Source organism: Enhygromyxa salina, from assembly GCF_002994635.1.
Classification (GTDB): domain Bacteria; phylum Myxococcota_A; class Polyangia; order Nannocystales; family Nannocystaceae; genus Plesiocystis; species Plesiocystis salina_B.
In genome coordinates this window covers 209,383-232,120 of sequence record NZ_PVNL01000117.1, presented here as the reverse complement: position 1 = coordinate 232,120, position 22,738 = coordinate 209,383, and the positions used below count along the sequence as shown (strand labels likewise).

General features: G+C 68.3%; 18 protein-coding genes. 10 read left to right on the top strand and 8 right to left on the bottom strand.

Annotated features, from left to right (window positions below):
- Positions 1-276 precede the first annotated feature (276 nt).
- Positions 277-2,364, top strand: a complete 2,088-nt coding sequence (gene fusA, locus ENSA7_RS29735) for an elongation factor G (RefSeq protein WP_106092748.1) — start codon at positions 277-279, stop codon at positions 2,362-2,364.
- A 96-nt stretch (positions 2,365-2,460) separates the two neighbouring features.
- Here the strand turns inward: fusA and ENSA7_RS29730 are convergent, their stop codons facing one another.
- Complete coding sequence (locus ENSA7_RS29730) at positions 2,461-3,735, bottom strand: arginine N-succinyltransferase (RefSeq protein WP_146158269.1); 1,275 nt, start codon at positions 3,733-3,735, stop codon at positions 2,461-2,463.
- A complete protein-coding gene (locus ENSA7_RS29725; RefSeq protein ID WP_106092746.1) occupies positions 3,736-4,326 on the bottom strand; it encodes a single-stranded DNA-binding protein in 591 nt (196 codons plus the stop codon).
- Between the two features lie 233 nt (positions 4,327-4,559).
- Between ENSA7_RS29725 and ENSA7_RS29720 the strand changes: the two genes are divergently transcribed.
- The 4 genes from ENSA7_RS29720 to ENSA7_RS29705 all read left to right on the top strand — a co-directional run bounded on the left by ENSA7_RS29720 (position 4,560) and on the right by ENSA7_RS29705 (position 9,936).
- Entirely contained in the window at positions 4,560-5,225 is a 666-nt protein-coding gene (locus ENSA7_RS29720) for a hypothetical protein (protein WP_106092745.1), read from the top strand.
- Between the two features lie 114 nt (positions 5,226-5,339).
- Positions 5,340-6,653, top strand: a complete 1,314-nt coding sequence (locus ENSA7_RS29715) for a M50 family metallopeptidase (RefSeq protein ID WP_181234245.1) — start codon at positions 5,340-5,342, stop codon at positions 6,651-6,653.
- 43 nt (positions 6,654-6,696) lie between these two features.
- Positions 6,697-8,748 (top strand): excinuclease ABC subunit UvrC, encoded by a 2,052-nt coding sequence (gene uvrC / locus ENSA7_RS29710; RefSeq protein WP_181234244.1) that lies wholly within the window; start codon positions 6,697-6,699, stop codon positions 8,746-8,748.
- Positions 8,749-8,826: 78 nt separating this feature from the next.
- Positions 8,827-9,936 carry an STAS domain-containing protein gene (locus ENSA7_RS29705; protein ID WP_106092742.1) on the top strand — a complete coding sequence of 370 codons (1,110 nt, stop codon included), beginning with the start codon at positions 8,827-8,829 and terminating at the stop codon, positions 9,934-9,936.
- 2 nt (positions 9,937-9,938) lie between these two features.
- On the opposite strand, the gene ENSA7_RS29700 is transcribed toward ENSA7_RS29705, so the two are convergent.
- Complete coding sequence (locus ENSA7_RS29700) at positions 9,939-11,555, bottom strand: hypothetical protein (RefSeq protein WP_181234243.1); 1,617 nt, start codon at positions 11,553-11,555, stop codon at positions 9,939-9,941.
- Positions 11,556-11,766: 211 nt separating this feature from the next.
- Between ENSA7_RS29700 and ENSA7_RS29690 the strand changes: the two genes are divergently transcribed.
- Positions 11,767-12,402: a hypothetical protein gene (locus ENSA7_RS29690; RefSeq protein ID WP_146158268.1), complete on the top strand. Its 636-nt coding sequence runs from the start codon at positions 11,767-11,769 to the stop codon at positions 12,400-12,402.
- A gap of 41 nt (positions 12,403-12,443) precedes the next feature.
- Positions 12,444-14,870: a TonB-dependent receptor gene (locus tag ENSA7_RS29685; protein ID WP_181234242.1), complete on the top strand. Its 2,427-nt coding sequence runs from the start codon at positions 12,444-12,446 to the stop codon at positions 14,868-14,870.
- 24 nt (positions 14,871-14,894) lie between these two features.
- On the opposite strand, the gene ENSA7_RS29680 is transcribed toward ENSA7_RS29685, so the two are convergent.
- Positions 14,895-15,518, bottom strand: a complete 624-nt coding sequence (locus tag ENSA7_RS29680; protein WP_244923951.1) for an RNA 2'-phosphotransferase — start codon at positions 15,516-15,518, stop codon at positions 14,895-14,897.
- 87 nt (positions 15,519-15,605) lie between these two features.
- On the opposite strand from ENSA7_RS29680, the gene ENSA7_RS29675 reads away from it, so the two are divergent.
- On the top strand, positions 15,606-16,454 hold the full coding sequence (locus ENSA7_RS29675) for a LysR family transcriptional regulator (protein WP_106092737.1): 849 nt from the start codon (positions 15,606-15,608) through the stop codon (positions 16,452-16,454).
- Positions 16,455-16,488: 34 nt separating this feature from the next.
- Here the strand turns inward: ENSA7_RS29675 and ENSA7_RS29670 are convergent, their stop codons facing one another.
- Both ENSA7_RS29670 and ENSA7_RS29660 read right to left on the bottom strand, forming a co-directional pair.
- Positions 16,489-17,487 carry a DUF4350 domain-containing protein gene (locus ENSA7_RS29670; protein WP_181234241.1) on the bottom strand — a complete coding sequence of 333 codons (999 nt, stop codon included), beginning with the start codon at positions 17,485-17,487 and terminating at the stop codon, positions 16,489-16,491.
- Between the two features lie 209 nt (positions 17,488-17,696).
- On the bottom strand, positions 17,697-18,713 hold the full coding sequence (locus ENSA7_RS29660; RefSeq protein ID WP_146158266.1) for a hypothetical protein: 1,017 nt from the start codon (positions 18,711-18,713) through the stop codon (positions 17,697-17,699).
- Positions 18,714-18,745: 32 nt separating this feature from the next.
- Here ENSA7_RS29660 and ENSA7_RS29655 point away from each other — a divergent pair, with 32 nt between their 5' ends.
- Both ENSA7_RS29655 and ENSA7_RS42625 read left to right on the top strand, forming a co-directional pair.
- Entirely contained in the window at positions 18,746-19,342 is a 597-nt protein-coding gene (locus ENSA7_RS29655) for a 3'-5' exonuclease (RefSeq protein ID WP_106092734.1), read from the top strand.
- Positions 19,343-19,512: 170 nt separating this feature from the next.
- Complete coding sequence (locus ENSA7_RS42625) at positions 19,513-19,959, top strand: hypothetical protein (protein ID WP_146158265.1); 447 nt, start codon at positions 19,513-19,515, stop codon at positions 19,957-19,959.
- A 69-nt stretch (positions 19,960-20,028) separates the two neighbouring features.
- Here the strand turns inward: ENSA7_RS42625 and ENSA7_RS29645 are convergent, their stop codons facing one another.
- Both ENSA7_RS29645 and ENSA7_RS29640 read right to left on the bottom strand, forming a co-directional pair.
- Positions 20,029-21,084 (bottom strand): formylglycine-generating enzyme family protein, encoded by a 1,056-nt coding sequence (locus ENSA7_RS29645; RefSeq protein ID WP_106092733.1) that lies wholly within the window; start codon positions 21,082-21,084, stop codon positions 20,029-20,031.
- Positions 21,085-21,174: 90 nt separating this feature from the next.
- A complete protein-coding gene (locus ENSA7_RS29640) occupies positions 21,175-22,467 on the bottom strand; it encodes a DEAD/DEAH box helicase (RefSeq protein WP_106092732.1) in 1,293 nt (430 codons plus the stop codon).
- Positions 22,468-22,738 lie beyond the last annotated feature (271 nt).

Genomic DNA, 22,738 nt, shown 5'->3' with positions numbered 1-22,738 from the left:
GCCGGTTGCGCGTGCCGCGGTCCCGCGCCTGGCTTCGCGTGTCGATCGCCGCGCAGAGAACTGGGCTCTTGCTCACTGCGAACTCCGAGATCACGCTAAGGAGCGCTCATCAGCCGCCACGCGCCCGCGCGGTCCCGCCAGAGTGTGGACCGTCACGCCGCAGCGGCGCCACACACCTGTCGGTTCGCCGACCGTATGGCATCCTCCGCGCGCCCGCGGGGCAGCCTGCCAACAGGCGCCAACCCGCGGTTTCTGTACTTCAGCCCAGCCAGAGCCATGGACCTCGACAAAGTTCGCAATATCGGAATCTCCGCCCACATCGACTCGGGCAAGACGACGCTCACCGAGCGGATCCTGTTTTACACGGGCCGCATTCACAAGATCGAAGAGGTCAAAGGCAAGTCCGGCGTCGGCGCGACGATGGACTCGATGGAGCTCGAGCGAGAGCGCGGGATCACCATCCAGTCGGCCGCGACCGCGGTGAAGTGGAAAGAGTTCGACGTCAACATCATCGACACGCCCGGACACGTCGACTTCACCGTCGAGGTCGAGCGAGCGCTCAGCGTGCTCGACGGCGCGATCCTGGTGCTGTGCTCGGTGTCCGGCGTGCAGTCGCAGTCGATCACCGTCGATCGGCAGATGCGCCGCTACAACGTGCCGCGCCTCGCGTTCATCAACAAGATGGATCGCTCTGGCGCCAACGCGTTCAAGGTGACCAAGCAGCTGCGCGAGAAGCTGCACCACAACGCGGTGCTCGTGACCTATCCGATCGGCGCCGAGGATCAGCACGAGGGCGTCGTCGACCTGCGCACGCGCAAGGCCTACTACTTCGACGGCGAGAACGGCGAGAACATCCGCATCGAAGAGTGCCCGCCCGAGCTGGTCGAGGGCGTGGAGGAGTATCGCCTCAAGCTCGTCGAGGCGCTCGGCGACTTCGACGACGCGATCATGGAAAAATTCCTGTCCGAGGAGGAAGTCTCCGCCGAGGAGATGGAGCCCGTGATCCGCAAGGCCACGATCGCGCTTGGTCTGACCCCCGTGTTCTGTGGCTCGGCCTACAAGAACAAGGGCGTCCAGGTCCTGCTCGACGCCGTGATGTCGTACCTCCCGGCGCCCTACGAGATCGACAACCAGGCCTTCGACCTCGGCAACGACGAGGAGAAGGTCATGCTCAAGAGCGACCCCGACCTGCCGTTGGTCGCGCTCGCGTTCAAGCTCGAGGACGGCAAGTACGGTCAGCTGACCTACACCCGGATCTATCAGGGCACGCTCAAGAAGGGCGAGTTCATCTACAACCAGAAGACCAACAAGAAGCACAAGCTTGGTCGCCTGGTCCGGATGCACTCGGACAAGATGGAGGACATCGAGGAGGCCTACGCCGGCGACATCGTCGCGCTGTTCGGCATCGACTGCTCCTCGGGTGACACCTTCACCGACGGCAACGTGCGCTACTCGATGCAGTCGATGCACGTGCCCGACGCCGTGATCAGCTACGCGATCGAGCCCAAGGACAAGGGCGGCCACGCCAACTTCTCGAAGGCGCTCAACCGGTTCTCGAAGGAAGATCCAACCTTCAAGGTCCACCGCGACGAGGAGTCCGGCGAGACGATCATCTCGGGCATGGGCGAGCTGCACCTCGAGGTCTACATCGAGCGGATGCGGCGCGAGTACAAGGTCGACACCGTGGTCGGCGAGCCGCAGGTCGCCTACCGCGAGACCATCACCCGCGAGACCGCCTACAACTACACCCACAAGAAGCAGACGGGTGGCTCGGGTCAGTACGCGCGCCTGGCCGGCATGATGCGGCCGATCGACATCGAGACCGAGGGCGATCCCCACTACCGGTTCGTCGACAAGGTCACCGGCGGCTCGATCCCGCGTGAGTACGTGCCCTCGTGTGACAAGGGCTTCAAGGACTCGATGACCAAGGGCGTGCTGATCGACGCCCCGGTCACCGGGATCGAGATGGAGGTCAACGACGGTCAGTCTCACGCCGTCGACTCGAGCGACATGGCGTTCCAGATCGCCGCGCGCGCGGCCTTCCGCGAGGCCATGCGGGCCGCCAAGCCGGTCATCATGGAGCCGATCATGAAGGTCCAGGTCGAGGGTCCGGAGGAGTTCCAGGGCGGCATGCAGACCACCCTGATCCGCCGTCGTGGGACCATCGTCGGGTCCGAGACCAGCATGGGCAACACCGTGATCGACGCCCACGTGCCGCTCTCGGAGATGTTCAACTACTCCACCGAGCTGCGCTCCGCGACCCAGGGTAAGTCCGAGTACACCATGGAGTTCGCCCACTACGACAAGGTGCCTTCGTCGATCCAAGAAGAGCTGATCAAGAAGCACCAGGACGCGAAGAAGTAAGCTCGCCGGCGAGCTGACTTTGAACCTGGAAGGGGGAGGCTCGAGCGAGCCTCCCTTTTTCACTGGAGCCCAAGTGCCCGAAGTACCCGGGTGGGCTCAGCGGGCGGCAGGATCGGGGTTGGCCACGCGCAGCTGGGGCCGCAGCGCCACCAACACCTGCTCGTTGCCCGCGGGCAGCTGCAGCGCCGCCAGATCTTCGGCCGGCATCGTGATCTCGCGGCCTGGATCCGCGTGGACCGACTCACCGGGCGCGGGCACGGCCCAGTCGCCGGCCCGATCCTGACCCCAGTCGACCGCAAAGTCCTGCTTGTCGTCGACGTGGGTCACGAGCTCGTCGGGCACCCGATCACGCACGTGGGTCCAGACCGCGCGAAACCACGGGAGCTCCGGCGACTCGTGAGCCTGGCGAACCCGCGCGACGATCCCTGGGACGCCGGCCTCGTCGACGGCGCCCGCTCGCGCGCGACACCACTGCGCGTCGCGGACCAGGCTGATCTCGTCGGTCGCGGCCTCCCAGTGGGGCCCGCCGTCGAAGGGATCGACCTTGCCCGAGTCGGTGAAGCCAATGCTCTGCAGCAGCCGCAGCGCGCCCACAGTCTCCGGCCCGACCTCGCCGATGAAGTTGCGGACCTCGGGCGGGAGCAAGCTGACGTGCACGGGCGAGACCGGGAACAGCCGCCAGATGAATTCTTTGTCGTGGGCGCTGAGCCGATCGGCCTCGGCGTAGGTGAGGTTGGTGAACCGGCTGCCGAGCGCGTCCCACAGGCGCGAGTGCGTGCGCCCGTGCGGCCCACGCTCGAGCGGCGGGAGCAGCTCGGCGAGCACGCGGTCGCGGAACCGGTGGCGGAGCGCGGCGATGTACAAGAACCGCCCGAGCGAGAGCAGTCGCCCGAGCTTGCGCGGGTGCTTGCGAAGATCCGGGTGCAGGACCAGGCCGCCGATCTCCGTGGGCCCCTGATACGTGCGCCCGAGGTGCAGCATCTCGTGGGTCATGTGGACCTCACGGCGCTCGGAGCCGAGGCTGAGCTCGGCGTAGCGCTCTTCTTGGACCACGCGAAAGAACACGTGGGGCTCGCCGCGGGTCCCGTGCTGGGCGTGGATCATGGACGTGCCCACGACCTCGCCGGTCGGGCTCTCGAGCACGAACAAGAACCGGCGCTCGGGGTCGAACAGCTCCGGATCGTTGCCGCCAGCGAACGACCTCTCCGACCGAGCGATCAGCTCCTGAATGAAGCCGCGATCGGGCGGGAGGTTGAGCGTGTCGAGATGGCCAGCGAGCTCGAAGATCGCGTCTTCGTCGCTGGCCATCGCGTCACGGAACACGAACGACTGCATGTGCTCCTTCGGGACCGGGCTGGAACGCCGGCTCAATCAGAACGGGATGTCGTCGTCTTCGGGGCCAGACGGGGCGTAGTTGCCGGGGTCGTAGGGCTCGGGGCTACCACCGCCGCCGCTGCCACCACCACCACCGTAGTTGCCGCCGCCGCCGCCGCCGTAGTTGCCGCCGCCGCCGCCACCCCGGTTCCCGCCGCCGCCACGGTTGCCACCACCGTAGCCGCCTCCACCACCGCCGTCGTCGTAACCGCCGCGGCCACCACCACCACCGCCACCGGCCCCACCGGCGCCATCACGACCACCGAGGAACTGCACGGTGTCGGCGATGATCTCGGTCGAGTACTTCTTGACGCCGTCCTTGTCGTCGTAGCTGCGCGTGCGCAGGCGACCCTCGACGTAGACCTGGCGACCCTTGGACAGGTAGTTGTTGCAGTGCTCGGCCGACTGGCCAAACACCGAGACACGATGCCACTCGGTCTCTTCGACCATCTCGTTGGTCTGCTTGTTGCGCCACTTGCGTGTGGTGGCGACCGAGAGGCTGGCGACAGGGCTTCCGCTCTGGGTGTAGCGAAGCTCTGGATCGCGTCCGAGGTTGCCGATGAGAATGACCTTGTTTACGCCGGACATGGAGGCTCCTGGTGCGAATGGTCGGGCCTGGGTTGAGACTTGGCAAGCGCGGCGACGGCCCGAGTCGCGTTGGTGAAATTCGCCGCGCCCTGCTCATGTCGGCCCGGCTCCGGTCGGTTTGCAGTCAATCTGCAGAACTTTCTCGCGGCGCCCGCGAAACCCGCTGCGGGTTGACCGGCTGGGGCCCGCGGGTCAAGGTGAAGGACTTCCACCGAAGGACTCGTGTTGCGACGATGTCGCTGGATCTGAGCATCGCCCTGTGCCTACGCGACGATGAGACGCGCCTGCCGGTCATGGCCAAGGCCGCCGTCGAGGTCGCCGAGGCGCTCAGGCGCGAGCACGCCGCTGGCGAGTGGCACGAGGCGCCCGAGCATGCACGTGAGGAAGCTTGGATCGCTGCGGGCGCGGAGCGTCGTGCAGATCCCAACCTGAGCTACGAGGTGCTCGCGCTCGACGAGTCGTCGCGGGACAACACCCTGAGCGTGCTCAGCATCCTCCACGGTCGGCACTCGCAGCTGCGCAGCTTCCAGGCGCTCGAGCCCGGCACCGCGGTGATGCGGGCCGCTCGCCTGGCCCGCGGTCGCGTGTGGCTGATCGTCGACGCGCCCTTTGATCTCGCGCATGGGCTGTGGGCGACGCGACAGGTGTTCTGCGGCGATCAAGCGGCCGTGATTCCAGGTGAAGTCCTGGCGCTCCGGCGTGGCGTCGGCCAGGCCGCGCTCGGTTGGATGGGCGGCGGTCTCGTCAGCGCCCAGCGCGAGGTCGAGCGCCTGCTCGACTCCCACGGGCAGCGCCCCGCGTGGAGCCCCCCGCGCGACCAGGCCCTGCGCAATCGGGCCCGGCTGTTCGTTCGGGGGCGCCTCGCTGGGTTCGGCCTCGGTCAGTTCGATCGTCGCTAGCGCGAGCAGGGTCGGGCGGTCCCCGTGCCCTCGCTCACTTGCCACATCAACTGGTTGGGATGACGCGGAGCCCGTGCCGAAGTGCGCGGCGGCTGTGGGGGTATATACATCACCGTGACTTGGGTCCTGGCCATCCTCGCGCTCTCGGTCCTCATCATCATTCACGAGTTCGGGCACTTCGCGTGCGCCAAGCTCGGGGGGATGCACGTCGATCGCTTCTCGGTGATCGGCATCGGGCCCGTGATCCTCAAGCTGTTCACCTGGAAGGGCACGGAGTTCGTCATCAGCGCGATCCCGTTCGGCGCCTACGTCCACATCGTGGGCATGGAGCCGGAGGAGTACGCGCTCGACGAAGAGGGCAACCTCCCGCCGCCACCTTCCGGCTACCGCAACTTCCGCGACAGCCCGCTGTGGGCCCGGCTGCTGGCGATCGCTGGCGGGCCGATCGCGAACTACCTCGCCGCGATGCTGCTGGTCATCGCCGTGTTTGCGTCGGTCGGGCTCAAGGAGCCGATCGGTGTGCAGGTCTCGGACTTCCGCGTGGGCAGCCCCGCGGCGGCGGCGGGGCTCGAGGTCGGTGACGAGATCCTCGCGGTCGACGGGGTCGACGTGCGGGGCCCCGACGCCCGGGCCCAGGTCATCGAGCTCACGCTCGCGCGGCTCGGCGAGACCGTCGACGTGACGGTCGAGCGCGAGGGCGAGGAGCTGAGCTTCCCGATCGCGCTCAACTCCGAGGCCCCCGCGATGCAGGCCGATCTGGCCGAGATCGGCAGCTACGTGCCCATGAACCCGGGCAAGGCGGTGGTGCTGGGGGTCGAGTGGCCGTTCACCCAGACCGCCCGCCAGCTGAAGGGGCTGTGGTCGCTGATCTCCGGCAAGGCCGAGGCCAAGGTCGGCGGTCCGGTGGCGATCGCCAAGGCGATCAAGGGCAGCGCGGACCGTGGCGCCGTCGACTTGATCATGTTCAGCGCGCTGATCTCCACGGTGCTCGGCATGTTCAACCTGCTGCCGCTGCCGGCCTTGGATGGCGGCCGGTTGATCTTCTTGTTCTACGAGCTCGTCGCCCGACGCCCGCCCAACAAGCTGCTAGAAGAGCGGATCCACATGGGTGGCATGATCGCCCTGCTCGCCCTGATCGGGTGGGCGACCGTCAACGACGTGCGGCCCGAGACCACCCGGGTGTGGGAGCAGGCCGCGACCGACTTCGAGGCCGAGGCGATCAAGCTCGAGAAGGCCGACGCGGAGCCCGAAGCCGCGCAGCCCGAGGCCCCCGAGGCTGCGCCCCCCGCTGCCGAGGTCGCGCCGCCACCGGCCCCCGAGGCCGCGCCGCCGCTCCCCGAGGATCAGCCCGACGCGCCCGAGGCCGCGCCCCCCGTCCCCGAGGGCGGGCCGGTCCCGACGCCGCCGGCCGTGCCCGATCCTGGCTGAGCCCGGAGCACGCATCCCCATGGCTAAAGCTCGGTCCCGTCGAGTGCCCACCGCCGAGCCGGACGAGGGGATCCCGGCCGACTGGAAGCCGCGCGCCCGCAACCGCGAGCAGCTGCTCGAGCTCGTCGAGCTGCTGCCCAACGAGCCGGGCGTGTACGTGATGCGCGATCGCAAGGGTCGCATCGTCTACGTCGGCAAGGCTCGGCGGCTGCGCGCGCGCGTGCGCCAGTACTTCAACGGCCACGACAACCGCCTGTTCGTGCCGGCCTTGTCCAAGCTGCTCGGCGACATCGAGTCGGTCGTCACCTCCAACGACAAGGAGGCGATGCTGCTCGAGAACAACCTGATCAAGCGGCATCAACCGCGCTTCAACGTCAAGCTGCGCGACGACAAGCAATACCTGGTCCTGCGGCTCGACACCCGCGCGGCCTGGCCCAAGCTCGAGGTCGTCCGCAACATCGCGCAGGACGGGGCGCAGTACTATGGGCCCTATCACTCGGCCAGCTCGGCCCGCCACACGCTGCGCGTGGTCAACCGCCACTTCAAGCTGCGGACCTGCTCGGACTTCGTGCTGGACCACCGCAAGCGGCCCTGCTTGCAGTACCAGATCGATCGCTGCCCGGCGCCCTGCGTGTACGAGGTCGACGCCCAGCTGTACGCCGATCAGGTCCGCGACGTCGGCTTGTTTCTGGCCGGGCGCCACAGCGAGCTGGTCAGCGGGCTCGAGCAGCGCATGCAGACCGCCGCCGATGCGCTGGACTTCGAGAAGGCCGCCCGCGCGCGTGATCAGCTGCGCGCGATCGAGACCACGCTGCAGCGCCAGGACGTCGTCGGCACTGGCGAGCTGGATCAGGACGTCGTCGGGGTCTACCGCGAGGGCGGCAACGTCGAGTTCGTGGTCATGCACGTGCGCCAGGGCAAGCTGATGGGCACCCAGCGCTACTCCGAGAAGGGCATGGAGCTGCCCGACGCCGAGGTCTTGTCGAGCTTCCTGAGCGCCTACTACGACGAGGCGCCGATCGTGCCCGACGAGCTGCTGCTGCCGCTCGCGCTGGCCGAGGACGACGCCGAGCCGCTCGCCGAGTGGCTCAGCGAGCGACGCGGCAAGAAGGTGCCGGTCAAGGTCCCCGCGCGGGGCGATCGCAAGAAGCTCGTGCTCCTGGCCGAGCGCAACGCCGCCAGCAACTTTGCGACGCGCCGGAGCAAGCGCGACGACGGCGAGGCCGCGCTCACGGCCCTGCGCAAGCGCCTGCGCCTGAGCCGGCTGCCGCGGCGCATGGAGTGCTACGACGTCAGCCACATTCAGGGCAGCGACCCGGTCGCGTCGATGGTCGTGTTCGTCGACGGTGAGCCCGACAAGGCCAGCTATCGACAGTTCAAGATCAAGGGCAGCGGCGGCGAGCTCAGCCAGGGCCAGCGGCAAAACGACGACTTCGCCTCGATGCAGGAGGTGCTCGAGCGCAGGCTCCGACGCGCGCTCGAGCACGACGATTGGGCGCTGCCCGACTTGATGGTGATCGACGGCGGCAAGGGCCAGCTCAACCGGGTGATCGCGACGATGCAGGATCTGGGCATCGCGCTGGGCGACGAGGGCGTGGACCTGGTGTCGCTGGCGAAGGAGCGGCGGTTTGCCGTGCGCGCGACCAAGCAGGGACTCGAGCGTCTGCGCGAGGGGGCCGCCGCGGACCTGGGCGCCGATCCTGACGCGACCCCGGGCAAGGCGCTCGCGGACTATGTGGTGCAGACCGCCGACGACTCGGAAGACCCGGGCGAGGTTCGGCCGGAGCGGGTGTTCGTGCCCGGGGCCCGCGATGCCATCGCCCTGCCGCACGGCTCGTCCGAGCTTTACCTGATGACCCGGCTGCGCGATGAGGCTCACCGGTTCGCCATCGCCCATCACCGCAAGCGCCGGGGCAAGAGCTCGCTGGTGTCGGTGTTGGACGGGATCCCTGGGATCGGGCCAGCGACCAAGCGGGCGTTGATCAAGCACTTTGGCAGCGTCAAGGCGATCAAGGCCGCCTCGGTCGAGCAGCTGTGCGAGGTCAAAGGGGTGGGGGCCAAGCTGGCCGAGGCGATCCTCTCGAGTATGCGTTGACGCCGCAGAGCGTCAGACTGATCAGTCACCGATGAGGGACGATCAGAATTCGCGAGCGCGAGTGGGTACCATTGCTGCATGACCGCCGACGCGCTGAGCGAGTACTTCGAGCACTGCCCCGGGTTGCTGTTCATCGCCAGCGCCGACGGGGTCATCGATCGCTGCAGTCGCTCGCTCGCTCGCCGGTTCGAGTCACGACTTTCAGAAGCCGCCACGCTCGCGTCGCTGGCCGCGGACGGCGAGCGTGAGACCGTCGAAGCATTCCTTGGCGCGCTCGCCGAGACCGACGAGGCTGTGACCTGTGTGTTCGGTGTACCCGACCAAGCAGGCGGAACGACCAAGGTGCGGTGCGAGGCTCGCCGATCCTCGACGGGCTCAATCCATGGCACGCTCGAGCCGGTCGCAGCGACGGGCGCAGGGTCTGCCGAGCTCGAGATCCGACAGACGCTGCTGCGCACGGTCATGGACACGCTCGACATCGTGCTCTGGGCGGTCGATCCCACCGGAAAATTCGTGTTTCACGAGGGCAAGGCGCTCGCAACCGCCGGGCTCACACCTGGGCAGTTCCTCGGCATGAACGTGTTCGACATCTATCCGCCCGCCGCGACCGCGCCGATCCAGGAGGCGCTTTACGGGACCGCCTCGCACTACAAGTCCGAGGTCCATGGCGTGAACTGGGAGACCTGGAACATCCCCCTGAAGAACGAGGCGGGCGTGACAGAGTACTGCGCAGGGCTGACGCTCGACATCACCGCCACGGTCAAGTCGCAGGCCGAGCTCGAGCACCAGCTGCAGACGATCCAGGAGCAGCGGCGCGCGATCCAGGCCTTGTCCGCCCCGCTGATCGAGGTCTGGGACAAGGTCTTGACGGTGCCGTTGATCGGGGTGTTGGACGATGAGCAGACCAACAAGCTGATCGAGCGGCTGCTCGCGGAGGTCAGCCGCTCGGGTGCCGCGTACGTGATCTTGGATCTCACTGGCGTCGAGGCGCTCGACACCTCGATCGCCAGCCACATCCTGCGCTTGCTCGCCAGCCTCAGGCTGCTCGGCGTCGAGGGCCTGGTCACCGGCGTCAGCCCGTACGTCGCGCAGACGATGGTCGGGCTGGGCGTCGAGCTTGGCAGCGTGGGGACCCACCGGAACCTCCGCGACGCGCTGCGTCACTGTATGCGAGCGCTGCTGGGCTAGCTTTACTGCGGCTCGACGCCGGGCGCCGAGGGCTCCAGCTGCCACCGCCAATTGTCGATCAGGACGAGCGCGTCCGCGAGCCCCGAGCCGCCCTCGCCCGCGTCGAACACGAACAGCTTGATCGTGAACACCTCGCCGGGGATCACGTTGCCGCTCATCGTCAGCCAGCCGGTCGCGCCACCCGAGTAGGTGTGCCCACCCCCGCACCCGGGATCGTTCGCACCATACGGCGTCCCCAGCAGCTGCACGACGCTGGCGCAGGCGGGCGCGGGCTGGTTGCCACCGCTGCCTTGACAGCCAAAGGTCGAGCCTGGCGCGCACTGGCGAAACAGCCCGCTGTCCCGAGCCAGGTTGACGCCCAGCGGAAATTGGCCGCCCATCCCGTCATCGTAGATGGCGATGTTGCCGTCGACGGGATTGTCCATGCTCGCGCTGTCGATCAGCGCCACGAACATGTCCTGGTAATTGCCGCACACCCACTCCGGATACTCGGCGTTGAAGAAGTCGATATTGACGCTGAACGACAGCGCGTTGGTCGGCGCGCGGATCGTGAGCTCGAGCATGGCGGGATCGCGGATCGTGTTGCCGTTCTGCCCGCAGCCCGGGTTCTTGGGCAAGAACCCGCCGTGGTGCATGGTCCACGACGGCGGCGCGGTCTGGACCACGTTCCAACCCTTGCCCCACTCGGCGCTCGCGGCCGTGTCCGACGCCCAGCCCGACGACAGCACGACCATCGCGTCGTTGGCCGGGGGCTGGTTGGGCCCGTAGTTGGTCGGGATCCCGACCTGCTCCCAGTGCGTGAGCGGGGCCCCGTTCGGCAGCTTGATCTCGGCCTCGATCACCCCCCAGACCCGGTCCTCGGGCGCCGGGTTGAGGCTGGTGAACTGGCACAGCTCCATCGCCATGGCGAAGTGATCGGGGTTGACCGAATTCTCGTTCAAGTTGGCGTCACACGCGATCGCCGGCTCGTCGACCACGCCGTCGCAGTCGTCGTCGACCAGGTTGCCCTCGAACTCGTACGCGCCGGGGTTGACGAGCTCGGGCGAGGAGCAGTCGCCGCTGACGATGTCGCAGCAATCACCCGCGCACGCGCCCCACCCGTCGTTGTCGTTGTCCAGGTTGTCGTCGGTGACGCCGTTGCAGTCGTCGTCGATGTCGTTGCCGCAGATCTCGGTGACCGGCGTGCTCTCGCCCATACACGCGCCAAACTTCGAGCCATCCGCTGCGCAGGTCTGTTGCCCACCGACGCAGTGGCTGACGTTCTCGGTCCCCTCGGCGCCCGTGTAGCAAGGCTCGACCGTGCCTGGCATGCAGGCGATGCACCCCCCGGTGTCGACGTCGCACAGCCCACCCTTGGGCGAGCCTTCGCAGTCGGTGTCGGTCTCGCATGGGAGCTCGGGATCGCCGTCGCCATCGCCGTCGCCATCGCCATCGCCATCGCCATCCCCGTCTCCGGGATTGGTATCGCCGTCGCCGTCGCCGTCGCCGTCGCCGTCGCCGTCGCCGTCGTCGTCGCCGTCGCCGTCCCCGGTCGCCTCATGCGTCGTCAGCCCAGCGCTGAACATTGCGTCGTCACCACCGCAAGCGAACAGAACCGAGAGGCTCGAGCACACCGTCATGGCGCGAAGATTTATAGTCATCTCGGGACAGTAGCGGCCTTGTGTCACGGCTTGGCAACGGTTTTGTTTGCCCCACGTCGGGACGTTCGGGATGGCGGCTAGCTGGCGGCGGACGCGGCGACCGTGGTCGGCGAGCCGCGAACCAGGCGACGCTCCTGGCGTTTCTCCGCTGGTGGCGTGCCCGCGGGGTCGGACTGTTATGGTCCCGCGGATGCGAAACCAGACGATCGCGCTGTTCGTGCCCTGCGTCCTGGCCCTAGGCTGCGGACCGACCGAGCCAGGCCACGACGATCACGACACCGAGATCATCTCTCGAGTCGAGCTGACCTTCACGCCGATCGCGGGCGGCGATCCGCGGGTGTTCGCGTTCTCCGATCCCGACGGCGACGGCGGCGTCTCCGGCAGCGCCGAGCCGATCGTGCTCGCGCTGGGCGAGACGTACTCGCTCCGCGTCGCGTTCCTCAACGATCTCGCTGATCCAGCGGTCGACATCACCGAGGAGGTCGAGGACGAAGCCGAGGACCACTTCGTGTTCGTGCTCGGCGACGGCGTCGCCGGTCCGGCCTCCCCGTCGTCTGTCTCGACGGCGCTGGTCAGCCACGCCTACGCGGACCTCGAGTCAGACTATGGCGCCAATGCGATCGGCGACGACCTCCCGCTGGGGATCGTCAGCACGATCGAAGCGACCAAGGCGGGAACCGCCGGTCTGCGGGTCGTGCTCCGCCACCTGCCCGAGCTCAACGGCACCCCGCAGAAGACCGCCGGGCTGCCCGAGTCGCTCGCCGCTGGCGAGGCCCTGCCCGGCGACGTGGACGTCGATGTCAGCTTCGAGTTGACCATCCAGTGATCCCGCCGCTGTTACTCGCGACCTTGGTGCTGGCGCCGCCCGTGAACGATTCGTCGCCACGGGCAGCGTGCACCCTCACGTGGGAGGCCGTCGTCCTCGACGCCGACACCGACGAAGGGATCCCCGGTGCCCAGCTGGTGCTGCAGCCCGCGGGCGGCAAGTCGCCCAGCTTCGTCCGGAGCGAGCGCGACGGTCGGGTCGAGGTCACGGGTCTGTGCCCCGGGACCATGCGCGTGCGGGTGTCGAAGGCCGAGCACGCCTCGCTGGCCCTCGAGGTCGCGGTCGAGGTTCCGCAGAGGCAGGCGGACGTCGAGCCAACGATCATCGAGCTCGAGGGCCTCCACGATCACCACAGCGCCCACGTCATCGTGATCCACGACGAGAGCCCGACCAACGTGGCGGCCAGCGAGTCGCTCGCCGGGGCCGAGCTCGCCCGCGCCCGCGGCCAAGGCCTGGCCGACACGCTGTCGAACATGTCCGGCGTCACGACCCTGCGCGGGCCCGCGGGCGGGATGGGCAAGCCGATCATTCGCGGGCAATTCGGGCGGCGCAACGCGATCGTCGTCGACGGGGTTCGCCACGAGGGTCAGGAGTGGGGCCTCGATCACGCCCCGGAGGTCGATCCCTACGCGGCCGGACGTATCACCGTGATCAAGGGCGCAGGCACGATCCGGTTCGGACCCGACGCCGTCGGCGGCGTGGTCCTGCTCGAGGGCCTGCCGCTGCCGCGCCGCCCGGGTCTCAGCGGCGAGGTCAGCAGCGTCGGCTTCTCGAACCCGCTGGGCGGCGGCGGGGCGGCCCGCATCGACTGGGCGCCCGCCCGCGGCCGCGGCTTCGCGATGCGGGTCGAGGGCAACCTCGCGCGTCACCGCGCGGCCATGACCCCGACCTACGCGCTCGACAACACCGGGGCCTCGACCTGGAACGCGGGCACCCGCCTGGGCTACGCCAGCGAGCTCGCCGACGTCGAGGTCGGCTACCACCTGATGCGCTCGCGGCTGGGCATCTGCACCTGCCTGCGGGTCTCTAGCCCCGACGAATTTCAGCTCTCGATCGATCGGCGCGGGCCGGTCAACCTCGATCTGTACACGGCCGACTTCACGCTCGACCGGCCCAGGCAGGAGATCTGGCACCACGTCGCGTTCGCGCACGCGCGCGTGATGCTGGCCCAGGCTGGCGAGCTGCATGTCACCTACGCGTTCCAGTTCGATGATCGGCAGGAATTCGACATCGTCCGCGGCGACATCCAGGGCCCCCAGCTTCGGTTTGGGCTGGCGACCCACAGCGCCGACCTTCGCTTCGAGCACTCGGCCGTGCACATGGGCACGTGGGCGCTCGTCGGCACCCTCGGGGCCAGCGCCAGCCAGCAGCGCAACGAGTTCGAGAGCGCGTCCAGCCTGATCCCCGACTATCGCCAGTGGAGCTGGGGCATCTACGACGTCGAGCGCTTCGTCCACGAGCGCGTCGAGCTCGAGATCGGCGCGCGCTATGACGGCCTGCACCGGCTCGCCCTGCTCTCAGAGCGCGACTACCTGGGCCAAGACGCGGGCGGTCGCCTCGATCCCAGCCGCTGCGATCGAGCGAGCGCCGGCGATGGTGGTCGCTGCACCCATCAGTTTCACACGCCCTCGCTCTCGCTGGGCGTGCTCGGCCGACCGATCCGCCGCGTGCCCGAATTCAGCTGGCGGACCCAGCTCGACTCCTCGGCCCGGATCCCCGCGATCGACGAGCAATTCATGAACGGCGCGGCGCCCTCGTTCCCGATCCTCGGGTTTGGCGACGCCAAGATCGGCGTCGAGCGCAGCTGGGGCGGCGAGACGAGCTTGCAGTACGACGGCGACTGGCTGTTCGTCGAGGCGGCCGCCTACGCGACCTACATCGACGACTACATCTACTTTGTCCCGCAGCCGCAGACGGGCCAGTGCGCGCCGCTGACCTGCACGACCCGCGGCCCGTTCCCGGTGTTCGCGTTCGTCCCGACCGACGCGCTGTTCGGTGGCGGTGAGGTTCGCTTCGATCTCACCGCGCCGCGCCTGCCCTTTGGTCTGTCGGGCAGCGCCGCCTGGGTCCGCGCGCTGGACCTCGACAGCCGCAGCTACCTCGCGTTCGTGCCGGCTGATCGCTACGCGCTCGCGGGCCGCTACTTTTGGCCTGACACGAAGGTCTCGTCGCGCGGCTACCTCGAGCTCAACGGCACCGTCGTCGCCCGCCAGACCCGGGTTGACCCCGAGCTGGACTTCGCCCCGGCCCCGCCCGCGTATGTCTTGTTGGGGGCCGGGGCCGGGGTCGAATTCGCCGCCGCGCAGCAGCTGGTGCACGTGAGCGTGGTCGGCACCAACCTCTTGAACCAGCGCTACCGCGAGTACAACAGCCTGCTGCGCTACTTTGCTGACGAGCCGGGTTGGGGGCTGCAGCTGCGTGTGTCGGTGGACTTCGACGTCCCGCGAGCGCGCGGGGCCGCGGTCTGACCTGATTGTTCAGCTCGAGCCCGATTACTCGCACGCGCTGAACAGCTTGGTGAGGTCCGCCGCGCGCTCGCGGGCGCGGGCGGTCATGGGGTGCAGCGCGATCACACAGTCCGCCGGGATCTCGCGGGCGAGCACGACCCCATTGGGCGCCACGTACAAGCCCACACCCGCCGCCCGAACTCGCGCCGGGCTGATCTCCAGCATCACGTGAACCGACGCTCGCTTGCCGACCTTGCTGGACATCGCAGGGGCCAGGTGCACGTGCGTGCGCGCGACGGCGAGGATCCCTTCGCGGGCGATGCTTGGTACGGCGTCGACGCTGGTCCCGTGCCAGACCGAGGCCTCGCTCGCGTACGCGGCCCACGAGCCCTCGAGGCCCTCGCGCGTGACCGCCCAGTTGTCGAGCGAGTGGCCCTGGCATGCCCGCACGCGGTCGCCCTCGAGCTGCAGCCGGCGCTTGTTGTTCTCGCGGACGACCATCTCCAGATCGGCGCGGCTCATGTTGACGGAGCGCAGGACCTCGGCCACATCGACCCAGCCGGCCTCGTCGATCTCGAGCCCGGCCTCGCTCGCGCTGTGTCGCAGCAGCCGCGACAGCTTCTTGCTCTTCTTGACGAGTACGCGGTCCATCGCCTTGGTGCTGTTCATTGTAACTTGCATGCCGCCAAGATGGGGCGGGTCGAGATGGCCGGCAATTCCAGTGTTCGGATATGGTATCCAAAGCTTGGATAGCTCATGTCCAACGCTCCAGACTTTGAACAGCTCGAGGCCTTCGCCGTGTTCGCCGAGCACCTCAACCTCACCCACGCCGCGCGGGCCCTGCACCTGTCCCAGCCGGCCCTGCACACGCGCCTGCGCCGGTTGGGCGAGGCTGTTGGCGCGCCGCTGTACCGCAGGGACGGCCGGGGGTTGGTGCTGACCGAGGCCGGCCTGCGGACCGCTCGCTTTGCTCGTGAGATCCGGGCCCGGCTCGGCGACTTCACCGAGCAGATGCGCGACGAGCAGCTCCGCGCTCCGATCACGCTGTGCGCGGGAGAGGGGGCGCTTTTGTATCTGTTGGGTCCTGCGCTGCGCCGCTTCGCTCGCCGACATCCGCTGCGCGTGCTCGTGCGCGACGCCGAGGGCACGTCCCGGGACGTGGCCGCCGGCCTCGCGCACGTGGGCGTGCTGTCGCTCGACCCACCACCATCCGCGCTCGAGCACGAGCTCGTAGCCGAGGTTGGGTTTGCGCTGGCGGTGCCGACCAGCGATCCGCTGGCCGAGCGCCCGGGCGCCTCGTGGTCGGACCTCGCTGGGCGTCAGCTGATCGTCCCGCCAGCTGGGCGTCCGCATCGGGTCGCGCTCGACCAACACCTGCCCGACGATGTGGAGATCGCCGTGGAGATCGCCGGGTGGCCGCTGACCCTTCAGCTGGTCGCGCTGGGCATTGGCGTGGCGATCGTCAACGATTTTTGCCGGGCGCCGCGTGGGGTCACGCTGGTTGCGTTCAGCGGGTTGGGATCGCGGCGCTATATTGTCGTCCGAGACCCGCGCCGCGACCTCGATCCTCGCGTCGAGGATCTCTGGACCAAGCTGACCGGCTGAGCCGTGGCGGCGCTACTACAGCGCTACTACAGCGCTACTGGGGCGACGCGCAGAAGTCTTGCGGCTTCACCCAGCTGAGCATCTGCGCCCAGAAGCTCTGAACGTCGGCGTAGCCCTGCCAGTCGCTGTCGAAGGTCAGCCACTCGTCGCCCCACACGATCACCCGGCCGCCCATGTCGGTCTCGTGCGCGAGCCCGGCGTCACCCTGGGGAACGGTCGCAAACACGCTCGTCATCCCCTGGTTTTCGTTGTCGACCGGCTCGATCCCGCCGGCGAAGTTGACGTCGGTGATCCCCATGGAGACCTCGTGGTTTTGATCGAAGGTCGGCGTCACGTTGGCGCCGCCACCCGCGTGGATATAGCCGCCTTGATAGGCCAGCCCGAACGGGGCGAGCACGGTGTTGGCCCGGTCGCGCTCGGGGCCCGGGTTGCCGTTGTCGAAGTTGTAGCCGATCAGGGTGATCACGCCGAAGCCCCCGGTCTTGACGAATTCTTCGAGCGCGGCGCTCTCCTCGGGGCTGAACCCGCGCTGGATCCGATCGATCAAGATCACGTCGTAGGGCGCGAGGAACTCGGGGGTCACGAGGTTGGGCTGGTTGAGCAGCGTGCGCGTGACGGTGGTGCCCTGATCCTCGAGGTAGGCCTCGAAGTCGGAGGTCGGCGCGAAGCCGGTGGCGCCGAGGATCCCGATCACCAGGCAGTCGCAGAAGCCATCATTGCCTTGATCGACGTTGTCGATCAGTCCGTCACAGTTGTTGTCGATGTTGTCGCAGGTGATCTCGACCATCTCGGACGGGACGCACTCGTCGCCGTCGCCGTCGCCGTCGCCGTCGCCATCGCCATCGCCATCGCCGGTTGGGTCGCCGTCGCCGTCGCCGGTCGGGTCGCCGTCACCGTCGCCGGTCGGGTCGCCGTCGCCGTCGCCGGGATCACCGTCGCCGTCGCCAGTCGGGTCGCCGTCGCCGTCGCCGGTTGGGTCGCCGTCGCCGTCGCCGGTCATCGTCGCGGTGCCGGACTCGTCCTCGGTGGTCATGCCAGAGGTGGCAGTGTCCCCGCTCTCGCCGGTCGAGCCGGCCGTGTCGTCCGAGCCGCTACCGCCACAACCAGCAAGCAGAAGCGCCGCAGCGCAAGAATGAATCAGGGCAATTGATCGCGTGTACATGGCTGGCTGCGAGCTTCCACCATTCTCAATCGCGCGACCAGATCGCGCACCCCTCGCCGACTACCTGGGATGTGGGCGATTCACCGCAATGGCGACTGTCGGGATTGTCGGCGCGGCCCAAACCGAACCAGCAGCGCTTCGTCTTCGAGCTGACCCGCGATCGCGCGGGCGCGCTGCGTGGCCACATCGACGGCCGCGCCCACGCTACAGGCGGCGAGCAGGTTCAGCGCCATCGCGCGCATGCGCAGTGAGCCCGCGTCGCCGGCCGCACGCACGCTGGTGATCGCGTGAGCCCGCGCTCGCTCGCGCTCGCCGAGCAGCAAGTAGGTCCAGCCGAGCCCGTTCTCTCGCCGACACCGCGCGAACAGGGGACCGTCTGCGGGGATCCGCTCGTACAGCGCGGCGGCGGCGTCATGGTTGGGCTGGCCAGTGTCCGGCTTGTTGAGCGGGTACGCCTCTTGATCGATCCACCGCGCGAACAGACACGCGCGATCGCTCGGGCTGATCGCGTCGCGCTCGGCTTCCGGTGTGTCTCGCTCGAGCAGGCCCCGCGCGCGCTCGAGCGCCGCCCGTGCGCTCGCGGGATCGCTGCGCCCCCACGCGAACGCCTCGACCAGCGCGAGCTCGATCCGGGCCGCGAGCTGGGCCTGGCTGGCCAGCACCGTCGCCTGCGCGAGGGTTGGCCGAGGGTCCTGACGTCGACGCAGCGCGAGGCTCGTGTGGCCGAGCAGCACCCAGATCCGCGCCGGGCTCTCGCTGACCGGCGGGCGGTCCCAGGCGCGCAGCAGCTCGTCGCACAGCGACGCGGGCAGATCGCTAAAGCGGGTGTGGTACTGGCCCATCCAGCGCACGCGGTCGTCGACTTCAACCGGCAGTCCAAAGCAGCGCAGCGCTCGTTGACCCCACACGCCACCATCCTTGTTGCCGCGCCCGCGGAGCCTTCGCAGGCCCCGCTCGACGCTGGCGACGTCCTCTTGAAAATTGCGTCGCTCGGCCATGTACTGGGCCGCCAACGCCAGCGAGCCGCGCTCGGCGACGACCTGATCGACCATGTCCGCCCAGTCGAACGCCGCTTGTCCGCTTTCTTGTCCGGGCACGGTCTGCGTCGTTGGTCCACTCTGAGCCCGTCATGAATGACGAGACCCAAGCCCGACACTACCTGGTCATCGATCTGGAGGCGACCTGCGACAACCGCGACGCGGTGCCGCGACGCGAGATGGAGATCATCGAGATCGGCGCGGTGCTGCTCGACACCGCCAGCTTCGAGCCGATCGCCGAGTTCCAGCGGTTCGTCCGTCCGGTCCGACACCCAGTCCTGACACCGTTTTGCCGGCAGCTGACCTCGATCACGCAGGCCGAAGTCGACGACGCGCAGGGGTTCGTCGCGGTGCTCGACGAGCTGCGCGAGTTCATGGGTGACGACCAGCCGCTGTTTTGCTCGTGGGGGAACTACGATCGCGGGCAGTTCGGACTCGACGCCGACTTTCATCAGGTCGAGCTGCCGTTCAACGACGAGCACCTGAACATCAAGCAAGCGTTCTCGGACACGCTCGGGACCCGCAAGCGGTTCGGCATGGCCAAGGCGCTGGACAAGCTGGGGCTGCCGCTGGTCGGCACTCATCACCGGGGGATCGACGACGCCCGCAACATCGCCCGGATCCTGCCCTTCGCGATTGGGGCCTGGTCGGTGGAGGAGGTACGCAGGGCCGCCCAGTTTGGGGCGTAATCGAGCTAGCATAAACTGTCATAATTAACTTCCGTTCGATTGCGCGCACACGTCGGCCCGAAACTGACCATGTTGAGGCTCAGCACCAGCCTGGAGCCTGCCAAAGATAGTTTTTGTTCGTTCGGACAAATTTACTGTTGAAGTTAGAAGCGTAGTGTTGGACACTGCAAATGGCAGCGAAGACGAAGGTGAGCAAGATGATGAGCAAGACGATGGTGATGCGATTTTCCTCGATGTTGGCTGTTCCACTGCTGCTCGCAATGGCGGGCGGATGTGTCGAGCCCCTCGACCGCAGCGATGACAACGCCCGCGGCGTGCCGGTTGAAGACGAGCCCTGCGAGCCCGACGACTGCATCCCGATTGCACCGTTGCTGGAGCCCTGCCCACCCGGTTTCGAGCTCGTCGCTTCGAGCGAGTGCGTCGACGCCGACGGTGAGTGTGTGTGGGAGTTCTACGACGAGTGCGTGCCGGTCGATGAGCCCGAGCCCGAGCCCGAGCCCGAGCCCGAGCCCGAGCCCGAGCCCGATCCTGGGGAGGAAGTTCCCACCGATCCAGTTCCCCCAGGTCCCGGTCCCGATCCAGTTCCCCAGGACCCCCGCGATATCCGGCCCAGCTGAGCTGAGCTGAGCGGGCTGTCGACCTGCATGAGCCTCGCGCCCATGCAGGTCGATTCGCGTCCGGAGGACTCAGTCGCAGCAGCGGAACCCGACGCTGGTGTTGCGAGTTTCACGTGGGCGCACGCTGTCGATGCCGCACCGGGTAGTGGGGCCGTCGCTGAAGTACGAGCCCCCACGCCGCCGACACTCTTGCTCGTTGGGCTGCAGCATGGGGTCGTTGTCGCAGGCGTTCGTCCACTCCCACACGTTGCCGCTCATGTCGAACAGGTCAGCGAAGCCGCCCTCGCACTCCGCGAGGCTGCCGACGTTGGTGCGCTGCCCAAAGCCCGCGTCGATCGTATTGCACGCGTCTCCCGCGTAGATCAGACCGTAGGGGTAGGTGGTCGTGCCCGAGTTGGAGCAGGCCCGATACCACTCGTTGTTGGCCGCGTTCTGCAGGTCGTTCAGGGCCGCGGGGGCGCCCCCGATCTCGCCGCACAGGTGCTTCCCGGCCCAGGTGCAGTAGGCCATGGCGTCGCACCAGTCGACGCCGATCACGGGCAGGGTGGGGACGGGGTCGTTCGGCCAGTCCAGGGGGACGAAGTCGGTCTTCCACGCGCAGGCCTCACCGAGCAGGTCGGGCAGGTACTCGGGGGCGAATTCGACGTCGAGGAATTGCGCGTAGTAGCTGTTGGGCAGCTCCGTCGCGTCGATCGAGTAGGTGCCACGATCGACGGGAGCCGGCCCATCGGGGCACGCGCCGCAGCCGGGCTCGCCGCAGCTACCGTGGCATAGCCCGTCGCCGTCCCCGTCGCCGTCGCCAGTCGGATCGCCGTCGCCGTCGCCAGTCGGATCGCCGTCGCCGTCGCCGGTCGGATCGCCGTCCCCGTCGCCGGTCGGGTCCCCGTCCCCGTCGCCGGTCGGGTCCCCGTCCCCGTCGCCGGTCGGGTCGCCGTCCCCGTCGCCAGCCGGGTCCCCGTCGCCGTCACCGGTTGGGTCGCCGTCCCCGTCGCCCGAGTCACTCCCGCTGTCGGTGGCGGTGTCCGACGCGTCCGTCGTCGTCGCGCCAGTGTCGTCGTTACAGGCTGCGAGCGCGAAACCGCCAGCGAGGAGGCACACCAAGGTAGAGCGATTGAGCGAGTACATCGCTGGAGTCTACGTTGCTGGCCGTCTGCGTTACTACCCGAAAGTACGCAACCCGCTTCACGGGTTTGACACTCGGGCGCACGATCGTGCTCACGATCGCGACGAGTTGTTGCCGCGGCGGCCGGGGGCTCGCTGGCCGCTTCGCTTGCCGCGTCGTGGCTGGCTGCGCGACGGACCCTTGCCACCTCCACCACCACCGCCGCTGGGCCGATGCCCCGACTTGCTGGCCAGATCCGTCGCCTGGGGCGGGGCCTGAGTCGGCAAGTAGTCGTGCTGTTCCACGCGCGGGATGTGCTTGCGGAGCAGACGCTCGATGTCGACGAGGAAGGCTCGCTCCTCGAGATCGCAAAACGACAGCGCGATCCCTGTCGCGCCCGCTCGCGCTGTTCGCCCGATCCGGTGCACGTAGGTCTCGGGCACGTTCGGCAGGTCGAAGTTGATCACATGCGAGACCTCGTCGATGTCGAGCCCGCGCGCGGCGATGTCCGTGGCCACCAGCACGCGCAGCTCGCCGTTGCGAAACGAGTCGAGCGCGCGGGTCCGGGCACCCTGCGACTTGTTGCCGTGGATCGCCGCCGCGCCGACGCCAGCGTCGATCAGGTATTTGACGATGCGGTTGGCGCCGTGCTTGGTCCGGCTGAACACCAGCGAGCGGCTGACCTGGCGATCGCGGTTCATGAGATCCACGAGCAGCCGCCGCTTGTCGTTCTTGTCGACGAAGTACAGGTGCTGCTCGACGTCGGCCGGCTCCGAGACGCGCGCGACCGCGACCTCGAGTGGGTCGCGCAGCAGCGTGCCCGCGAGCTCGCGGATCGAGGCGGGCATCGTCGCCGAGAAGAACAGGGTCTGACGCTCGCGCGGCAGCTTGGCCACGATCCGCCGGATGTCGGGCAAGAAGCCCATGTCGAGCATCTGGTCGGCCTCGTCGAGCACGAAGATCTCGATCTTGCCGAGGTTGATCTCGCCGCGGTTCATGAGGTCGAGCAGCCGGCCGGGCGTGGCCACCAGCGCGTCGACGCCCTTGCGCAGCTCTCGGATCTGCGGCTTGTCGTTGACCCCACCGAACACGACCGAGTGCCACAGCTCGAGGTGCTCGCCGTAGGTGGACAGGCTCTCGCCGATCTGGGCCGCGAGCTCGCGGGTGGGGGTGACGATCAGCGCGCGCAGGACCGGCTCATCGCCAGCGGTGCGGTCGAGGTGCTGCAGGATCGGAAGCGCGAACGCGGCGGTCTTTCCGGTGCCCGTCTGCGCACAGCCGAGGATGTCGCGGCGGGCGAGGGCAGGGGGGATCGCCTGGGTCTGGATCGGGGTTGGTTGGTCGTAGCCGGACTCACGGACGGCGCGGAGGAGAGACGGCACGAGGCCGAGTTGTTCGAAACTCACGGGCGGGAGGTCCCACGAATACCGCGACCGCGCAAGCATGGCGGGTGTGCGGCCGGGCGTGGCGCTGTTCGCTGAGGTCGTGTTCGTGGAACCGCCACGCCCGAACGCGACCTCGTACCTGCGATTCACTGGATCCAATCGACGGCGGCCGCTTGGGTTGGCTCACAGCCCAGCTTGGGCGCGACGACGCGGCGCGGGCTCGTTTGGCGGTGTTGACGAGGGCCGGCGAGCAGGGCGGCGGCCCGTCGGCATGGTGAGCAATGAGCGCTTG